This is a genomic window from Candidatus Gorgyraea atricola (assembly GCA_030765235.1).
Classification (GTDB): domain Bacteria; phylum Omnitrophota; class Gorgyraeia; order Gorgyraeales; family Gorgyraeaceae; genus Gorgyraea; species Gorgyraea atricola.
Map to the genome: position 1 here is coordinate 206986 of JAVCCW010000029.1, position 19018 is coordinate 226003.

The 19018-nt window shown below is 35.6% G+C and carries 19 protein-coding genes; all 19 read left to right on the forward strand.

Going from position 1 to position 19018, the window contains the following annotated elements; all coding sequences use genetic code 11:
* Positions 1–2 precede the first annotated feature (2 nt).
* Genes P9L93_06605 through pseB form a run of 19 tightly spaced genes read left to right on the forward strand, consistent with a single transcriptional unit; the run spans position 3 to position 19009 of the window.
* Positions 3–917 carry a class I SAM-dependent methyltransferase gene (locus P9L93_06605; protein MDP8230752.1) on the forward strand — a complete coding sequence of 305 codons (915 nt, stop codon included), beginning with the start codon at positions 3–5 and terminating at the stop codon, positions 915–917.
* Positions 918–926: 9 nt separating this feature from the next.
* Entirely contained in the window at positions 927–1319 is a 393-nt protein-coding gene (locus P9L93_06610) for a holo-ACP synthase (GenBank protein MDP8230753.1), read from the forward strand.
* The gene (locus P9L93_06615) at positions 1303–3120 is read left to right on the forward strand and encodes an HAD-IIIC family phosphatase (protein MDP8230754.1); all 1818 of its coding nucleotides are present in this window, start codon (positions 1303–1305) and stop codon (positions 3118–3120) included. Before P9L93_06610 ends, P9L93_06615 begins: the two co-directional genes overlap by 17 nt.
* The gene (locus tag P9L93_06620; protein ID MDP8230755.1) at positions 3113–4600 is read left to right on the forward strand and encodes a radical SAM protein; all 1488 of its coding nucleotides are present in this window, start codon (positions 3113–3115) and stop codon (positions 4598–4600) included. The genes P9L93_06615 and P9L93_06620 overlap by 8 nt, the downstream gene beginning before the upstream one ends.
* A complete protein-coding gene (locus tag P9L93_06625; protein MDP8230756.1) occupies positions 4597–4842 on the forward strand; it encodes an acyl carrier protein in 246 nt (81 codons plus the stop codon). Before P9L93_06620 ends, P9L93_06625 begins: the two co-directional genes overlap by 4 nt.
* Positions 4835–5272, forward strand: coding sequence for a MaoC family dehydratase (locus P9L93_06630; GenBank protein MDP8230757.1), 438 nt, complete (start codon positions 4835–4837; stop codon positions 5270–5272). Before P9L93_06625 ends, P9L93_06630 begins: the two co-directional genes overlap by 8 nt.
* Positions 5269–6090: an AAC(3) family N-acetyltransferase gene (locus P9L93_06635; GenBank protein ID MDP8230758.1), complete on the forward strand. Its 822-nt coding sequence runs from the start codon at positions 5269–5271 to the stop codon at positions 6088–6090. The genes P9L93_06630 and P9L93_06635 overlap by 4 nt, the downstream gene beginning before the upstream one ends.
* The gene (locus P9L93_06640) at positions 6071–7312 is read left to right on the forward strand and encodes a DUF4910 domain-containing protein (GenBank protein MDP8230759.1); all 1242 of its coding nucleotides are present in this window, start codon (positions 6071–6073) and stop codon (positions 7310–7312) included. The genes P9L93_06635 and P9L93_06640 overlap by 20 nt, the downstream gene beginning before the upstream one ends.
* 14 nt (positions 7313–7326) lie before the next feature.
* Positions 7327–8850: a nucleotide sugar dehydrogenase gene (locus P9L93_06645; protein MDP8230760.1), complete on the forward strand. Its 1524-nt coding sequence runs from the start codon at positions 7327–7329 to the stop codon at positions 8848–8850.
* The gene (locus P9L93_06650) at positions 8843–9832 is read left to right on the forward strand and encodes a GDP-mannose 4,6-dehydratase (protein MDP8230761.1); all 990 of its coding nucleotides are present in this window, start codon (positions 8843–8845) and stop codon (positions 9830–9832) included. The genes P9L93_06645 and P9L93_06650 overlap by 8 nt, the downstream gene beginning before the upstream one ends.
* 7 nt (positions 9833–9839) lie before the next feature.
* Positions 9840–10931: an aminotransferase class V-fold PLP-dependent enzyme gene (locus tag P9L93_06655; GenBank protein MDP8230762.1), complete on the forward strand. Its 1092-nt coding sequence runs from the start codon at positions 9840–9842 to the stop codon at positions 10929–10931.
* A 1-nt stretch (position 10932) separates the two neighbouring features.
* Entirely contained in the window at positions 10933–11577 is a 645-nt protein-coding gene (locus P9L93_06660; protein MDP8230763.1) for an acetyltransferase, read from the forward strand.
* Entirely contained in the window at positions 11570–12574 is a 1005-nt protein-coding gene (gene neuB / locus P9L93_06665; protein ID MDP8230764.1) for an N-acetylneuraminate synthase, read from the forward strand. Before P9L93_06660 ends, neuB begins: the two co-directional genes overlap by 8 nt.
* Positions 12571–13740 (forward strand): UDP-N-acetylglucosamine 2-epimerase, encoded by a 1170-nt coding sequence (gene neuC / locus P9L93_06670; protein MDP8230765.1) that lies wholly within the window; start codon positions 12571–12573, stop codon positions 13738–13740. The genes neuB and neuC overlap by 4 nt, the downstream gene beginning before the upstream one ends.
* 21 nt (positions 13741–13761) lie before the next feature.
* Positions 13762–14964, forward strand: a complete 1203-nt coding sequence (locus tag P9L93_06675) for an N-acetyl sugar amidotransferase (protein MDP8230766.1) — start codon at positions 13762–13764, stop codon at positions 14962–14964.
* A 54-nt stretch (positions 14965–15018) separates the two neighbouring features.
* Entirely contained in the window at positions 15019–16119 is a 1101-nt protein-coding gene (locus tag P9L93_06680; GenBank protein MDP8230767.1) for a nucleotidyltransferase family protein, read from the forward strand.
* Positions 16116–16841, forward strand: a complete 726-nt coding sequence (locus tag P9L93_06685; GenBank protein ID MDP8230768.1) for an acylneuraminate cytidylyltransferase family protein — start codon at positions 16116–16118, stop codon at positions 16839–16841. Before P9L93_06680 ends, P9L93_06685 begins: the two co-directional genes overlap by 4 nt.
* Positions 16834–18006, forward strand: a complete 1173-nt coding sequence (locus tag P9L93_06690) for a hypothetical protein (GenBank protein ID MDP8230769.1) — start codon at positions 16834–16836, stop codon at positions 18004–18006. Before P9L93_06685 ends, P9L93_06690 begins: the two co-directional genes overlap by 8 nt.
* A 31-nt stretch (positions 18007–18037) precedes the next feature.
* Complete coding sequence (pseB, locus tag P9L93_06695; protein ID MDP8230770.1) at positions 18038–19009, forward strand: UDP-N-acetylglucosamine 4,6-dehydratase (inverting); 972 nt, start codon at positions 18038–18040, stop codon at positions 19007–19009.
* Positions 19010–19018 lie beyond the last annotated feature (9 nt).

The window sequence follows — 19018 nt, forward strand, 5'->3', positions numbered from 1 at the left end:
GTATGATTAAAAAAAATATAAAAAACCTAATAGAGTCGTTAATGTCCTTGCTTCTTAAGCCATTTGTAGTTTTATGGTTTTGGTTTTTACGCTGGTTTAGACATAACAGGCTTTTGGCAGGACTTGGCAATAAAGAGATAGGAAGACATTCTGTTTTTTATATTCCATTTGCTTATATCAGCAGATTCTCATCTTTTTTGAAAGCTACATGGAATTCAGAATTTGCAGAGTATACTTTAAAGAAATATAAAAATTTTTTAAAGATTCACTATTCAAAAGATGGTCTTGGATATTTTGATTATGATGGACTATCAGAATCTGATTGTTTAAAAATATATAGGGACATGGAGAGTCGTATAGCCTATTACATTAAACATAACTCAGTTTGTATGGGGTATGAAAATGGAGATTCTTTTTTGGATGCAGGATGCGGCAAGGGGCAGAGTATCAAAGAATTGGTCAAGTATTACCCTGATTCTCAAATTAAAGGATTTGATGTTAACGCAGGTGCTTTGCGGATAATACAGATAGCTTTAAAGGATAAAAAAAATGTTAAAGTAGAGAAGGGAAGTGTAGTTGATTTTAAATATCTTGAGTCCTATCCTGCGAAATCTTACGATCATCTTGTTGTTTCGCATGTCTTTTCTTTTTTAACTGGTTCAAATATTGAAGAGACGAGAAAATTAAGGCAGGTATTGATAGGCCATTTTATAAGGATTGCAGCTAAGAGCGTTTTAATTATGGACGGCGATATTTTATCAGAACGAAAAGAGCCTGAAGTTATTATAGAGCAAAATACCAGATATTTTTTTAGAGAATCCTTGGTGTCGTATTTTTCAAAGCATGCTTTGAGCGGTGAGCTTTATGCTATGTTTTCACCTGAGAATGAAGCGGTTATATTTAAATTAAAAAGATAATTAAATTGTATGACATTGTCTGAAAATGTTAAAGAAATTAGCGCAGGAGTGGATATAGAAAATATTGATAGGTTTACAAAATTAAGCTTTAAAAAAAATAGATATTTTTTTGACCTGATATATACGCCAAAAGAAATGGAGTATTGTTTTTCTAAGCCAAATCCTTATCCTCATTTTGCAGCCAGATTTGCAGGTAAGGAGGCAGTGATTAAAGCTGTCAGTGGTTTTGGCAACCTTATAAATCCTAAGGAAGTAGAGATTTTGATTAATAGCCAAGGTGTCCCTGTAGCATATATTAATAATAAAAATGCCGGTCACATAAAGGTTATACTAAGCCTGTCGCATTCTAAAGATAGAGCCATTGCTTTTGCCTTAGGGGTTAAAAATGGAAACCATAAATAAGATACTCGCGGATAAAAACCCTGAAAGTATCAGTGATTACTTTGCGGCGCATAGAAAAATAGAAACCGAGAAGGCGAAAAGAAAGATATGCGCGGAAAAAACCATAAAAATCGCGATACTTTATAGTTTCACAGTCACAGGGGTAAAAGAGGCGCTTGGGGTTAAATGTTTTTATTCAGGGATAGTGCCGGAGTTTTATGAGGCTCCATATGGCCAGTATGAACAGGAGGCTTTTAATAAAAATAGCGGGTTGTATGAATTTGATCCGGAGTTAACAATAGTTTTTATTGATATAGTAAAACTATTGGGTGATGTTTTCTTTTTTCCTTACAGGCTTTCTGACAAAGAGCGCATAAGGATGGTTACTGAAAAACACGGAACTATTGTAAAGTTAATTAAAATATTATCTAAAAATGTATCCGGAAAAATAGTTTTTCATAATTTTGAAGTTCCTGTATATTCTCCCCTGGGGATTCTCGAAAATAAGCAAGATTTCGGATTTCTTGAAATGGTTAGAACGCTGAATGATAAGATTGCCAAAAGTTTTAAGGATAATAGTGAAGTCTTTATTTTTGATTATGATTCTTTCTGCTCCAAACATGGTAAAAAGCAGATAGCTAATTATAAATTATATTATATGGGGGACATCAAGATTAGCCTTGATCTTGTACCATCTTTATGCGAAGAATATATGGGCTTCATAAAGCCGATGAAGTCGATTATAAAGAAATGCATTGTGCTGGACATGGATAACACCCTTTGGGGGGGGACAGTGGGGGAAGATGGTTTTGACGGGATTAAGTTAGGGCCTGACCCTGAAGGAAAACCTTTTTTAGATTTTCAGAAACACATCCTTAGCCTCTTTGAGAGAGGGGTTATGCTGGCTGTAAATAGCCGTAATAATTTAGAAGATGTTCTTAAGGTTATAAGAAAGCACCCTTATATGGTTTTAAAAGAGGAACATTTCACGTCAATGCAGGTGAACTGGAATGACAAGATATTCAATACAAAAGCCATTGCAGAGGACATAAACATAGGATTGGATAGCTTGATATTTATTGATGATGATAAGATTAATAGAGAAATGGTAAAAAAGGTATTGCCTCAGGTATCTGTCGTGGAACTGCCTGACGATGTTTCCCTGTATTCGAAAACCTTGATGGAACTGAACGATTTTAATACATGTCAAATTACAGAAGAGGATAAGAAAAAAGGCGGGATATATTCGGATCAGAAGAAAAGAAACGAATATAAAAAAAATGTGAAAGATATCAAGGAATACCTTAAAGGGTTAGATATCGTAATGACAGTCCAGAAAGCCAATTCTTTTAGCATCCCTAGGATCTCTCAGCTCACGCAGAAAACGAATCAATTCAATATGACTACCAGAAGATACTCAGAAAAAGACATCAGGGATATCTTAGATAGCGGTAGATATCTCGTAGCTTCTGTGAGTGTAAAGGACAAATTTGGTGATAATGGGATTACAGGAGTCATTATAGTAGAAAAAGGCGCTGGAATCTGTAGGATAGACACTTTTTTACTGAGCTGTAGGATTTTAGGAAGAGAGATAGAAAAAGCGCTTTTGGCTTTTATTGTGCAGGAGGTGAAAAGAGAAGGATGTAAAAGGTTAATAGGAGAGTTTATCTCCACGAAGAAAAACGCGCCTGCAAAGGATTTTTACCTGAATAATAATTTTAAATTAGTATCTCCAGGCAATGCCGATGTCCAGAAATGGGAATTGGATATCGATTCTTCTAACTGCGCTGAGGTTGATTTCATAAAGGTATTTTGTGAATAAAATAAATATTGCATTGATAGATGCAAATCCTCCCTGGCTTGACGCCAGGAAAACCGGAGAAATAAAAGAGCAGGTTGCCCTGCCTCTAGGATTGATGTATATCAGTTCTTATCTTAAAATGAAATTTTCGGGAGCCGTAAATACAAAGTTAATAAATACTATTATAGATGAATCGGATTTATCCGCTATTATAGCTGATTTAAAAGCGTTTAGAACGCAAGTTGTCGGTATCAGGGCCTTATCCATGTGCAAGGATTATTTTTATAAACTGGCTGACAAAATAAAAAGCGAAATTGAAGGTATAAAAGTATACGCCGGGGGCCCTTTTATTTCATCAGAGCCTTATAAGGTATTGTCTGAAAGCATGGTGGATGGGATTATAGTAGGCGAGGGGGAGGAGGCGTTTGCGGAAATAATAGGGGCGTTATTGAAATCACAGCCGCTTGAATCCATAAAGAATTACGGATACAGGAAGAAGAACGGAGAAATTATAATAAATGGCCAACGCGATTTTATCAAAGACATCAATGAACTGCCTTTTCCTGATTATTCTATAATTGACATAGAAAAGTACAGCAGGGTGATAAGCTATGGCTACACCATAAGAAAGCAGGCAATGCTTTTGACATCCAGAGGGTGCCCGTTCGGCTGTAAGTATTGCTTTAATTTTTTAGGAAGGTTATTTCGACCAAGAAGCCCTGAAAATGTGTTTGAAGAAATTAAATATCTTCATGAAACTTACGGGATAGGGGATTTCTTTATCGTTGACGATACTTTTAATATTCAAAAGCAGAGGTCTGCGGATTTGCTGGAATTGATTATTTCCTGGGGGGTTAAGATAAGGCTGTATTTTACAAGTGGGCTAAGGGGGGATATTCTTGATAGGGATTTAATAGACCTGATGGTTAAGGCAGGCACTATATGGGTATCTTTCGGCGTAGAAAGCGTAAATAAAAGGATTCAAAAATTAATCGGAAGAACTGCTAATGTTAAAAAACTGGAAGATGCTATAAAATATTGCTGCGATAAAGAGATCATGGTGGGAATTTTCTTTATGGTATGCTTTCCGACAGAAACAGTTGAAGAAGCAATGGAGACCATAAACTTTGTAAAAAGTTTAAAGAGAGTCACCATGCCTTATTTTTTTGGGGTAAGGTATTTTCCGAAAACAGAATTGTTTGATATAGCAGTTAAAGAAAACATTATCACTGATAAACTAATGGCTTCTATTTATATGCCATACCACGATACTACAGGATTAGAAACCCCGACCATGCCTAACCTTGAGTTTAAAAAATTATTTATGTGCTATTTAAAAGAAATATTTCTCGATAAAGAACGGTTGTACCATGCTTTGTCTATACAAGAGAAATATTTGTCTAAAGAGGAGCTGGGGTATGTGTACAGTTCTATACTGCGCAGAAAAATAACGTCTCCCAGGGAAGACCTGAAGGCTTTTCTGGTTAATCGAGGGATATGATTAAAAAGTTAAAGGATTTACTATCTCTAATATTGGATGTGCCTATTGAAGCCATAAAGGACGATTCAGGGCCTCATAACATTGATACATGGGATTCTTTTAACGGGTTATTGATAGCCTCGGAGCTTGAAAGGGTATTCAATGTAAAATTTACAATGGATGAGATTGTTTCCGTGAAAACAGTAAAGGACATTAAGGAGGCATTGGAACGGTACGGCGTCAAAATGACAGAAGATGATTAAAAAAGCCAATGTATTTGAATATAGGGATATCCATGTGGGCCAAAAAGCGGAGTTTTCTATTGTTGTTACTGAGGAGATGGTAAATAAATTTGCAGAGCTTACAGGTGATTTTAATCCACTGCATACAGATGAAAAATACGCGGGGCAGACTAAATTTAAAGGAAAACTTGCGCATGGAATGCTTGCCGCTTCATTTTTTTCAACGCTTGTAGGCATGTATTGTCCAGGAGAAAAAAATCTGTACCTATCTCAAAATTTGCAGTTCAAGTCTCCTTTAAGGGCCAATGACCCTATTAAAGTTGTAGGAGAAATTACGCAAAAGGTGGACAGCTTAAAAATAATTTCTATCAAAACAACGATATATAATGAAAAGAATAACAGCATAATAATTAACGGAGAAGCAAAGGTGATGGTAAGGGAGGATGCGTGAAGGCGTTGTATTATTATGATTCCATGTCTATTACCCGTGAAGGCATAGAGGACGCGTTTAAAAAATCAGGTTTGAGAAACGGAGATGTGGTAATGGTGCATTCCGATGTAGGGCGTTTTGGAAGATTAGGCGATATTCATAATAGAGAAAATTTTCTTGATTCTATATTGGACGCATTTTTGAATGTCTTAGGGAAAAAGGGGACGCTGATAGTTCCGACGTTTACGTATAGCTTTTGCAATAACAAGGTTTTTGATGTCAGAAACACGCCTTCTACAGTGGGCATTTTTACGGAACACGTTAGAAGAAAAAACAGGGCAGTGAGAAGTGCGGAACCGATTTTTTCCTGCGCAGGAATAGGCAGGCATGCTAAAAAATTACTTGAGAAGGTAGGCAATGAATGTTTTGGCGAGGATTCCCTGTTTGACAGGCTGCATAAAATAGACGGGAAATTAATGCTATTCGGCAGGCCTTTTGACATCACCTATACGCATTATGTTGAAAAGGCGTTTGGTGTAAAATACAGGTTTGATAAGATTTTTTCTGGAATGATAATAAACGGAAGCGGCAAATCGTATTTTTCAGAATTTTGTTATTTCGCGCGCTACCTTGACAGGAATGTTAATTATAAAATGGAATACCTGGGAAATGAATTGTTCAAAAGAGGCCTTTTAAAAAAGGTCGGGTTGGGTCATAGCAGCATATTGTTATGCAGGGCGAAAGACGTATTTAATGTAGGCATTGAAATGTTGAAGAATAACAAATATGCTTTTTTGGCAAATATACAGGATAGGATAAATGATGTTAAAAATAATTGAGGATTTGTGGTTTAAGAGGCGGGACCTGATTTCAGATGGATACGATGAGTCCCTGGCTTACCTTTCAAAAATCATTCCATTCAAGACCCATGAAATCCCGACCGGGACTAAGTGCTGGACATGGGTTGTTCCTGAGAAATGGGCAGTAAAAGAAGCGTATATAGAGGATTTAAACGGCCACAGGCTTCTTGAATTGAAAGATCACCCTTTGCATGTAGTTTCCTATTCTTTGCCTGTGGATAAGGTTGTTACAAAAGAAGAGCTGATGAAACACTTGCATACAAACCCTAAAAGGTCAGGGGCTATTCCTTTTGAATTCAAGTATTATGAAAAGGATTGGGGTTTTTGCATCCAGCATGACAAGCTAAAGGATTTTACGCAAGATAAATATAAGGTTTTTATTGATTCAAGATTTGAAAAAGGGACGCTAAAGGTCGGTGATTATACTATTAAAGGAGAGACTGATGACATAATAGTTTTAGCCGCTCATCTCTGTCATCCGGCCATGGTGAATGATGACCTGACAGGAGTTTCCGCGCTTGTAGAAATTGCCAAAAAATTGAGCGAGATAAAAAGGCATTATACTTATAAGATACTGCTTGTCCCTGAAACAATAGGCTCTATAGCGTATTTAAGCCGGAATGAGAATATTATCCCGAAATTGAAATTTGGCATCTTTGTGGACATGCTAGGCAATAATAATATTCACGCCCTTCAGTTGAGCAGGCAGGGAGATACCAAATTAGACAGGATTGCCAGGTATGTAATGAAAAGAAAATTAAAAAGCTTCAGGGAAGGTACTTTCAGGAAAATCGCAGGAAATGATGAGATGGTGTTTAACGGGCCAGGCGTGAATATGCCCATGATATCTATTACTAGATTTCCTTACCCGGAATATCATACCAGCGATGATAATCCCGGCATTATTTCAAAGGAAAATTTAACCGAATCTAAAGATTTGATCTTAGAAATTCTCAATATCCTTGACAGCGATTATATCCCTAAAAGGAAATTTAAAGGCCCTGTATTTTTATCCGGATATGGGTTATGGGTTAACTGGAGAGTTAATAAAAAATTGAATCAGGATATGGAACAGATTATGCTTAGGCTCGAAGGAGATAAAAGCGTATTTGACATAGCAGAGGAACTAGATCTGGAATTTACTGATGTCTTAAAATATATAGATAAATTTAATGAAAAAGGGCTGATCATAAAAATATAAGGATATAACAGGTTATGGCTAAGAAGGTTATGGTATCGAAGTCCTCTTATGGCGTTGAATTTAAGTATATGATTGACTATAAGATGGAACAGAAAAGAATAGATTCTTTTATCAATAAAAGAAAGACTGTCGTGGTACAAGGCTTGGGATTCGTCGGTTCTGCAATGGTTGCCGCTCTTTGTAATGCAAGAAATAGTGACGGATTATTGTATAACGTTATAGGTGTTGATTTGCCAGATCAAAAGAATTATTGGAAAATAGCCATGGCAAATATCGGTAAGTCTCCAATAGTATCTTCGGATGTCGAATTAGATATTGCTTACAAAAATGCTTATAAAAATAAAAATCTTATGGCCACTTATAGTGAATACGCGTACTCAAAGGCGGATGTGGTTATAGTAGATATAAACTTTGATATTAAGAAGAAAAAAATAGGAAATCCGCATGGCTGTTTTTTCGGTCTTGAAGAATATAAAACAGCTATATCGATAATCGCTGAGAATATAAAAGAAAATACAATTGTTATAATAGAAACTACTGTCCCTCCTGGAACTACGGAGAGTATTATTTTTCCTATATTTAAAAATTGTTTTTCAAAGAGAGGTTTGGATATAAATAAATTATATCTAGGGTATGCATTTGAAAGGGTGATGCCTGGTTTGGATTATCTGAGCTCTATTTCTAATTTTTACAGGGTTTATTCAGGGGTAAACAGAAAGTCTAAAGAAAATATCAGGCAATTTCTAGGAACATTTATCAATACAAAAGACTACCCGTTGTTTGAGATGGATTCGCCTGCTGCAGCAGAGATGGCAAAGGTACTTGAGAATTCTTTTAGGGCCATGAATATTGCTTTTATACAGGAGTGGACTGAATACGCCCAGAAAGCGGAAGTTAATCTTTTTGAGGTAGTAGACAGTATAAGAAAAAGGCCGACTCATAAAAATATTATGTTGCCTGGATTTGGAGTCGGAGGGTATTGCCTGACAAAAGATCCCTTATTGGCAGATTGGTCGTATGCCAATTTATTCAAAGGAAAAAACAGGCTTCGAATATCACTTGAGGCAGTATCCATAAATGATTTAATGCCAATGTACGCTTTTTCGTTGTTGAAAGATAAAATAGGCAGCCTAAAGGGAAGAAGCGTAACCATTATGGGCATTAGCTATAAGAGCGATGTATCTGATACAAGAAACTCTCCCACAGAACTTTTTTATGATAAATGCGTGGAGGAGGAGGCGACGATATTTTTGCATGATTCAATAGTTTCTTTCTGGCAGGAGAAAAATATCGATATAGATCGCAATATCAATAATTTGAAAAATAAAAATCATGATATAGTGGTTTTTGCGGTTTGCCATAATGATTATTCGAATATGTCCGCCGGGGACATATTATCTATTTTTAAAGGCGTAAAGGTTATAGTAGACGCGAATAATATTTTTAATGATGAAAAGGCAAGCGAATTATCGAAAAAGGGAATAATTATAATAGGTGTAGGAAAAGGGCATTGGGGAAAATTTAAAGGCAATGAATAAAATTCTTATAACTGGCGGAGCGGGATTTATAGGATATTTTTTAGCTAAGAGATTGTCAGAGGACAGTAATAATTATATTACTATACTAGACAACTTATCTCGGGGAAAAATGGATCTTGATATGGAGAGGTTGGTGGAGAAAGAAAATGTAGAATTTATACAGGCGGATTTGACAGATCAGAAAATGTTTCTTAATCTTTCCAATAATTATAATTATATATATCATTTTGCCGCTATAATTGGAGTAAAAAATGTTTTAAAAGATCCTGACAAGGTTTTACGCGTAAACGCTGTTTCTACGCTGAATGTATTTGAGTATGCTAAAAAAATAAAAGACATTAAAAGAGTATTTTTTTCATCTACCAGCGAAATATATGCAGGTACACTGAAACGTTTCACTATCAGTATCCCCACGGGCGAAGACGTGCCATTAGCTATAGAGGATATCTCGGCATACAGGACCACATATGCGTTAAGCAAGATGTATGGAGAGTCAATAGCGTTGGTTTACGCTAAAAAGTATGGCATTGCTGTAACCATAGGAAGGTTTCACAATGTTTATGGTCCGCGAATGGGATTTGATCATGTAATACCAGAAACCTTTATTAAGATTAACAAAAGCAATAAAGTTGATGTTCCATCGCAAAATCATACAAGAGCGTTCTGTTTTATACATGATGCCATAGAAGCTACCATTAAGGCATGTACAAGCGAAAATACTAAAAATGAAATATTACATATAGGAAATCCCAAAGAAGAAATCAGCATAAAAGAACTTGTTTTAAAGATAGCGCATATTATGGATAAAAAAATTACAATTAACGAGCTATTGGATACCCCTGGTTCTCCGGTAAGACGGTGTCCAGATACATCGAAAGTAGAAAGATTAACCGGATACAGCCCTGTTATCCTGTTGGAAAAAGGGATTCTGGATACATATAAATGGTATAAAGAGCATTTGGATGCTGTTAGCGTGAGGTAGGATTAATATGGAATTAGATGCCCCCAATGTGGGAAGTATTGAAAAGCGATTTATTAATAAGGCGATTGATAGTGGTTATGTGTCTACCTTCGGCCCTTTTATTACGGAATTTGAAAATGTTTTTGCCTGGTATTTACGCATAAGTAAAGCTGTTTCTACTCAGAGCGGGACGGAAGCAATCCACATCGCTTTACATGAACTCGGGATCGGTAAAGGAGACGAGGTGATTGTCCCGGCTTTAACTTTTATTGCAACGGCAAACCCTGTTGTGTATACAGGAGCAAAGCCTGTTTTTGCGGATGTTGATATAAAAACATGGAATATCGACCCCGAAGAGATAGAAAAACGTATAACCAAAAAAACAAAGGCAATAATTCCTGTTCATTTTTATGGCAATCTTTGTGACATGGATAGGATAATAAAGATAGCTAAAAAATATGATCTTTTCATAATAGAAGACGCGACAGAAAGCTTGGGCGCAAAATATAAAGGTAAGTATGCGGGGACACTCGGAGACTTAGGATGTTTTAGTTTCAACGGAAATAAGATTATTACGACAGGCGGAGGAGGAATGGTTGTAGGCAGGAATAATAAAAGATTAGAGCATATAAAATTTTTAGTAAATCAGGCAAGGGATGGATCAAGAGGATATTATCATCCTGAAGTAGGATTTAACTACAGGATGACGAACATAGAGGCGTCTTTAGGACTTGCTCAGATGAAAAGATTGAAAGAATTTTTAAAGAAGAAAAAAAGATTTAATGATATATACAGGAAAGAACTAGGAGGTGTCAAGTTTATCTATTTTCAAGAAGAATATAAAGGCGCGGAAGCTTCATGGTGGCTTTCGTGTATTAGATTTGATAAAGATATAAATATAGGGTCTTTACAGGCAGAATTAAAAGATAAAAAAATTCCCACAAGAAGAATTTTTACGCCTTTAACGGAATTCCCACCTTATAAAAGAGAAAAAAAGACATATAGAAATTCTTATGAGATATATGAAAAAGGCTTATGTCTGCCAAGCTCGACGCTTAATTCAGAAGATGATGTGTATTATGTTTGCGATACATTAAAGCAATTATTGCGAGGATATTAAAATGAAAGAAAATATTATATTGATAGGCGGAGGGGGACACTGCAAAGCATGTATAGATGTTATAGAATCTGAAGATAGGTTTAGGATAGCCGGTATAGTCGATATAAAAGAAAAACTGCATCAAAAAGTTTTAGGATATGAAATAATAGCCTGCGATGAAGATCTTGGGGATCTGGTTAAAACATATAGAAATTTTTTAATAGCCATTGCCCAGATAAAAAACCCTGGTAAAAGAGTGGAAAAATTTAAACAGTTAAAAAAAATAAAGGCATGTTTGCCTGTGATTGTTTCTCCCCTGGCGTACATTTCAAAACATGCTGATATCGCAGAAGGCACCATTGTATTGCATGAAGCATTTATAAATTCAGGCGCTAAGATAGGCAAAAATTGCATAATCAATACAAATGCTATTGTAGAACACGATGTTATCATAGAGGATAATTGTCACATATCTACTGGTAGTATTGTAAATGGAGAAAGTTGTATCCAAGAAAGAACATTTATAGGAAGTAACAGCGTGATAGGGAATAATGTCAATATAGCTAAAAATACTGTAGTAGGGGCAGGTTCTGTTGTCGCAAGGTCAATTGATGAATCGGGCATCTATGCGGGGAATCCTGCAAAGAGGTTGCATGAAAATGGATAAAGTGTTTATTATAGCCGAGGCCGGAGTCAATCATAATGGAAGCGTTGATATTGCGAAGAGGATGGTGGATGCGGCAATAGAAGCAGATGTTGACGCTATAAAATTTCAGACGTTCAAGGCAGAAAAGATTATAACTAAATCTGCGCCAAAAGCCGAATATCAGAAAGATACAACAGACAAGGAAGAATCTCATTTTGATATGATAAAAAAACTGGAATTGGATATGAAAGCGCATTTAGAAATTTTGGATTATTGCAAGAAAAATAAAATAGCATTTCTTTCGTCGCCTTTTGATTCAGAAAGTATAGATTTACTTGATAAATTAGGGCTTAATCTTTTTAAGATTCCCTCGGGAGAGATAACAAATCTGCCTTATATTAGAAAGATAGGAAGTCTTAAAAAAGAAATTATACTATCGACTGGCATGTCTGATTTAAAGGAAATAGAGAATGCATTAAATATTTTGGAAGCATTCGGCACACCAAAGGGAAGAATAACAGTTTTACATTGTAATACAGAATACCCTACTCCCATTGAAGATGTAAATTTGCAGGCTATGGTTACTATGAAAGATACCTTTGGAGTTAATGTGGGGTATTCTGATCATACCTGCGGTATAGAAGTTTCGATTGCGGCAGTGGCTATGGGAGCAAGTGTCATAGAAAAGCACTTTACTCTTGATAAAAATATGCAAGGACCTGATCATAAGGCCTCTTTGGAACCTGATGAGTTGAAGGCAATGACAAAAGCAATAAGGAATACGGAAAAGGCCATGGGCGATGGTGTAAAAAGAGCATCGCAGTCAGAATTGAAAAACAAAGTTGTTGTCCGTAAAAGTATAGTTGCATCAAGAGGCATTATAAAGGATGAGATATTTACTGAAAAAAGCATTATTCCTAAAAGGCCGGGATCAGGCATAAGCCCTATGGAGTGGGATAATATTATCGGCAAGAAAGCCAAAAGAAACTTTAATGAAGGTGAGATGATAGAACTATGAAAAGAAATATTTGTGTAGTGACGGGCTCTAGAGCAGAATATGGGCTTTTGAGACCGTTGTTAGAAAAAATAAAAAATACCAACGGATTAAAGTTGAGTCTTATTGTTACTGGAATGCACTTGTCTTCTGACTTTGGATTAACTTACAAAGAAATAGAAAGAGATGGATTTTGCATAGATGAAAAAGTCAACATATCTATTGTTTCCGATACGCCTTTAGGGGTTTCAAGGTCAATGGGGCTAGCTATGCGAGGTATTTCAAGAGCTTATGAAAGGATCAAACCAGATATTGTAGTTATGCTTGGAGACAGGTTTGAGATTTTTAGCGCAGCTTCCGCAGCGCTTATAGCAAGAATACCCGTTGCTCATATTCATGGCGGAGAGATTACGGAAGGCGCATTCGATGATGCTATGAGGCATTCTATAACCAAAATGAGTCATTTGCATTTTACTTCAACTGAGGAATACAGAAAAAGAGTTATTCAATTGGGAGAACAGCCAAATAGGGTATTTAATGTAGGGGCAATAGGATTGGACAATATTAACAAAATAAAGTTATTGTCAAAAGCGACACTGGAAAAGAAGTTGAACTTAAAATTTAATAAACATAATTTATTAGTTACTTTTCATCCTGTTACCTTAGAGAATAATACTTCAAAGATACAGTTTAATAATTTATTAAAAGCATTAGATAGGTTAAAAGATACTTATATTATTTTTACAAAATCAAATGCCGATACATACGGCAGGATAATCAATAAAATGATTGATGAATATGTATCAAGAAAGTCTGATAAAGCTATTTCATTTACTTCAATGGGTCAATTAAAGTATCTTTCAACAATGCAATTTGTCGATGCTGTGGTAGGAAATTCATCAAGCGGGATCATAGAAGCGCCTAGTTTTAAGATAGGCACTATAAATATAGGAGATAGACAAAAAGGTAGAATCAGGGCAAAAAGCATTATAGATTGTGCTCCAATACAAAAGGATATAAACAGGGCATTTGGTAAATTATATTCTAAAAAATTCCAGGATTCCCTTAGAAGCGTAAAGAATCTTCATGGTAACAGCGGATCCGCGAAAAAAATAACCGAGATATTAAAGAGCTATAACTTAAAAGATATAATTAAAAAACATTTTTTTGATGTAAATTTTGAATTTTAACAGGTAAGAGAGGAAGCTAAAATGGTCACAAAAACCTTAAGAGAGAAGACGCTTGAGAAGCAGATCGCTATTCAACCAAAAGATGTAAAATTTTGCAAAAGATGTGTTATGTCAAACCAGAGACCGCGGATTGTTTTTGATGAGGAAGGGGTCTGTAGCGCATGCAGGTATGCAGATGAGAAGAAAAACACAATAGACTGGAAAACGCGAGAGAACGAATTGCTAAAACTACTGGATAAGCATCGCAGAAATGACGGTCAGTGGGATGTATTGGTGCCTTGTAGCGGAGGCAAAGATGCCTCTTATGTGGCTCATCAATTAAAGCATAGATATGGTATGCACCCTTTGACAATAACATGGGCTCCTTTGAAATATACTGACATAGGATTTTCTAATTTGCAAAATTTTATAAATTCCGGATTCAACAATCTTCTTGGTTCTTCAAGCGGAAAGTTACAGCGCAAGCTTGCAAGGGTGGCTTTTGAAGAAGTAGGAGATCTCTTTTTACCATTTATCTATGGACAAATGTGTTTTCCTTTTCACATGGCCTTAAGATTGGGAATAAAGCTTGTATTTTATGGCGAAAATGGCGAAGCTGAATATGGTGGTAATCCTAAAAATAATAATAGATCATATATGCCTTTAGAAGATTGGGCAGAGGCTTATTGGAAAGGCACAGCAATAGATAATCTCATAGATTACGCGTTGAAAAACAAAGATTATTTTAGCAAAAAAGATTTTGATAGTTCGGATCTAATTTTATACCGGCCGCCATCTATTGAAGAGCTTAAACTTGCTAACATACAGATGCATTGGTATTCTTATTATCATAAATGGATCCCCCAGGAGAACTATTATTATTCTTCACAGAACACAGGGTTTAAAGCTAATCCTGAGCGTTCCGAAGGAACTTATTCTAAATATGCCAGTTTAGATGATAAAACAGACGGATTTCACTATTATATGGCTTTTATAAAATTCGGTATAGGCAGGGCAATGTCTGATGCTGCTCATGAAATCAGAGATGGGCATATTACCAGGGATGAAGGAGTCAACCTTGTAAGGCGTTATGATGGAGAGCTTCCGAAAAAATATTTTAAGGAAACCTTGGAATATCTTGATTTAACTGAAGATGATTTTTGGAATGTTGTTGATAGTTTTAGACAGCCGCATTTATGGGTAAAAGCAAACGGAAAATGGAAGCTGAAGCACCAAGTTTCTTAAGAGACAAAACTATGAATTTAGGAGTTATTTGTTTGACAGGAGGCAGTGTATTATATGACAAAAAAGAATAATCCCAAAAAAATGAGAGAAAATATCAATTTATTCTTGGTCAATAAAAGGCTTACCATAAAAGATGCCATGAAAAGAATGGATCAGGCAGGTGAAAAAATTTTATTTCTCGTAGATAAAAACATGAGGCTATTAGGCTCTTTAACGGACGGGGATATGAGAAGATGGATACTGAACGAAGGAGTCTTATCCGAAAAAATAGATAAAGTGTTCAATTCTAATCCTTTTTTCGTCAAGGAAGATTATGATTTAGAAGCAGTGAAGGATCTCATGATCAAAGAAAAAATAGAATGGTTACCTGTAATAGACAGAAAACGTAGAGTAATCGATATACTTTTTTGGGAAGATATTTTTCAGAAAAAGAAAAAAAATGGAAACAATTTAAATATACCTGTTGTAGTAATGGCAGGAGGAGAAGGATTGCGTCTAAATCCTTTTACAAGGATATTGCCTAAACCCCTGATTCCCATAGGGGAAGATCCTGTAAGCAAGATAATCATGGATCGTTTTAGCGGATTTGGGTGTAAGAATTTTTATATGATTTTATGCTATAAATCTGAGATGGTTAAGACTTATTTCAGCAACGTAAGAAAGGGTTATGAAATTAACTATATTCAGGAAAAGAAACCTCTTGGCACTGCAGGAGGGTTACAGTTTTTACCTAAAGACATAGCTGAGGATTTTTTTGTTACAAATTGCGATGCTATTATCAAGGCGGATTACAGTGACATATACAGATTTCACAAAGAAAAAAGACACGATATAACATTAATCGCTTCAATGCAGCACTTAAAGGTGCCATATGGAGTCGTTGAAATTGATAATCCGGGATCTTTGAAGAAGATAGTTGAAAAACCGGAATATGATTTTCTGGCAAATACAGGCATGTATGTTTTAAGTAAAAAAGTTTTAGATTTTATTCCTAAGAATAAAGTTTTCCATATTACGGATTTGATCCATGCTATTAAAAAAGCGGGAAGAAATGTCGGAGTTTATCCTGTATCTGGAAAATCGTGGATGGATGTGGGGCAGTGGGAGGAGTACAGAAAGACGTTGACGGAATTTAATGAATGGGTGAAAACATGATTCAAGGGAAAAAGGTTTTATCTTTAATTTCAGCAAGAGGGGGCTCAAAGAGGTTACCCGGAAAGAATATTAGAGACATTGCCGGAAAACCTCTTATTGCTTGGACAATTGAACAGGCGAAGAACAGCAAATATATAGACAGGGTAATTGTTTCAACGGATGATAGGAAAATATCCGAGGTGGCGACAAGGTATGGCGCAGATATGCCATTTTTAAGGCCATGGGAATTAGCGAAAGATGATAGCAAGGGGATTGACGTTGCTGTACATGCTATAGAATGGATGGAAAAAAACAATACCCCGTATGATTTATTAATATTGCTTCAGCCTACTTCTCCTCTTAGGAGATCAGTGGATATAGATAAAGCGATAGAGTCTATATTTTTAAAAAATGCCAGTGCTATTGTTTCAGTTTGTGAAACAGAACACCATCCTTTTTGGGCAAATATTTTGCCCGAGAATGGATGTATGAAAAATTTTTTGGATAAACGAATAGTTAATAAAAATAGACAAGAATTACCGTTGTTTTATAGATTAAACGGCGCAATTTATATTGCCTATGCGGATTACATAAAATCACATAAGACTTTTTTTGGCAATAAAACCTATGCTTATATAATGCCGACAGAGAGATCAGTAGATATTGATTCTGAAATAGATATTAAATTTGCAGAATTTTTATTATATGATAAATATTTCACAAAGAAGGGAACAAATGATTAAAAGAGTAATTTTTCTTATCGAGTCGCCTTTTAATTTAAGAGATTATAAGCGATTTGGAATTGAAATACTAGAGAAAGATGGATTTTATGTAGAAGTGTGGGATTTAAGCCCTCTTTTATACTCTAGTTTTTCAAAGATATACTCGCCTCCTGATGCATTTAAGTATGAAAAATTGACTATATTAGATAATAAGGTTGAAATGTGTGACAAATTATCCAATTTATCACACAGTGATTTTGTTATAAATTTTATAGCTTATAATTTTAAAGGCCTTGAAATTTACAGGGCACTAAGCAAATCATCTGCAGATTACGCGGTTTGTCATATTAATATCATTCCGATATCTAAAATTAGCAAGTCTACAATATCTTCTAAATTGCTGAAAGTAATTAAGCAATTGGCCAGCATAAGATATCCTAGCGTTTGGAAAAGACTATTTATGAAGTTACCACCGCGTTGTATTGGAGTAAGAGCACCCAAGTTGATCCTGCTTGGAGGAAATAAGTGCGCTGATAATCATTATCCTGCTGATAAGCATACTGAAAATATACAGATTCATTCTTTAGATTATGATTTATATTTAGAAAATAAAAACAATATTTTTGCAGAGAAACCTGTTGCTGTTTTTTTGGATGAATTTCTTCCTTTTCATTCTGATTTTATCCTAATGGGCAGGCCTTCACCGGCTAAACCGGAAATATATTATAAATTACTTAATGATTTTTTTGATATCGTAGAAAAGGAAACAGGGCTTGAAGTGGTTATAGCAGCTCATCCAAGGTCGACTTATGAAAACTTCCCTGATTATTTTAATGGCAGGAAATGCATAAGAGGTAAGACGGTAGAGCTCACAAGGGATTGCAAGTTAATTTTGACTCATTGCAGTACGTCTCTTAATTTTGCCAATCTTTTTTATAAGTCTATTATTTTTATCACTTATTCAGATATAGATAGTTCTTATGAAGGTTGTCAGATCAAGATGACTGCCAAATGCTATGGAAAAAGACCTATTTTTATAGATAAAGACAGACAAATTGATTTTCAGAAAGAATTTTTAGTGAATAAAAATTGTTATGACAATTTTCGGCGAGAACATATAAAAGCAGACAATAGTGAGGATTTGTTGTTTTGGCAGATAGTTTCAAATAGGTTAAAGAAGATGTAAGGTTGTAATTATCAATAAGGAGGGAATACTTATGTTTAATAACAAAGCTGTATTAATAACAGGCGGAACAGGGTCGTTTGGAAAAAAGTTTACGGAAATAGTGCTTAAAAAATATAAGCCTAAGAAAGTAATAATTTACAGCAGGGACGAATTTAAGCAGTATGAGATGCAAAAGCATTTTAAAGAATATAAAAACATAAGATTTTTTATAGGGGATGTAAGAGACAAGGATAGGTTGCTTGTTGCTTTTCAAGGTGTTGATTTCGTAGTGCATGCTGCTGCGCTTAAGCATGTTCCTGCGATGGAATATAATCCTGCAGAAGCAGTGAAGACTAATACCCTTGGCGCGATGAATATCATAGATGCTGCGGTAGAGCGTTGCGTAAAGAAAGTAATAGCATTAAGTACTGATAAGGCCTGTAATCCTATCAATCTTTACGGTGCGACCAAGCTATGTTCGGATAAGTTGTTTATCGCCGGGAATGCTTATTCAGGAAAAGCAGATACCAGATTCAGCGTTGTCAGATATGGTAATGTAATGGGGAGCAGAGGCAGTGTCATACCATTTTTTACCGAGAGCGTAAAAAGTGGAGTTATTCCGATAACAGATGATAGGATGACACGTTTCCTGATCACGCTTGAGCAATCTGTAGAGTTTGTTATCAAGTGTTTTAGCTTGATGCACGGAGGCGAACTTTTTGTGCCAAAGATTCCGAGCACGAAGATCATAGATTTAGCCAGAGCTATCGGGCCTAGATGCAAGATAAAGTCAGTCGGCATAAGACCAGGTGAGAAACTTCACGAAGTCATGGTTTCAGAAGATGATGCAAGGAATGCAATGGAATTTAAAGATTATTATATAGTAAAGCCCAGTTTTCCCTGGTGGAAAGATAAGAATCATTCGGGAGGGAAAAGAGTACCGGATGGTTTTAGGTACGCCAGTAATAATAATAAAGATTGGCTTAAGGGCGAGAGGTTAAAGAAATTTTTGAACCTGACATAAAAGGCATAG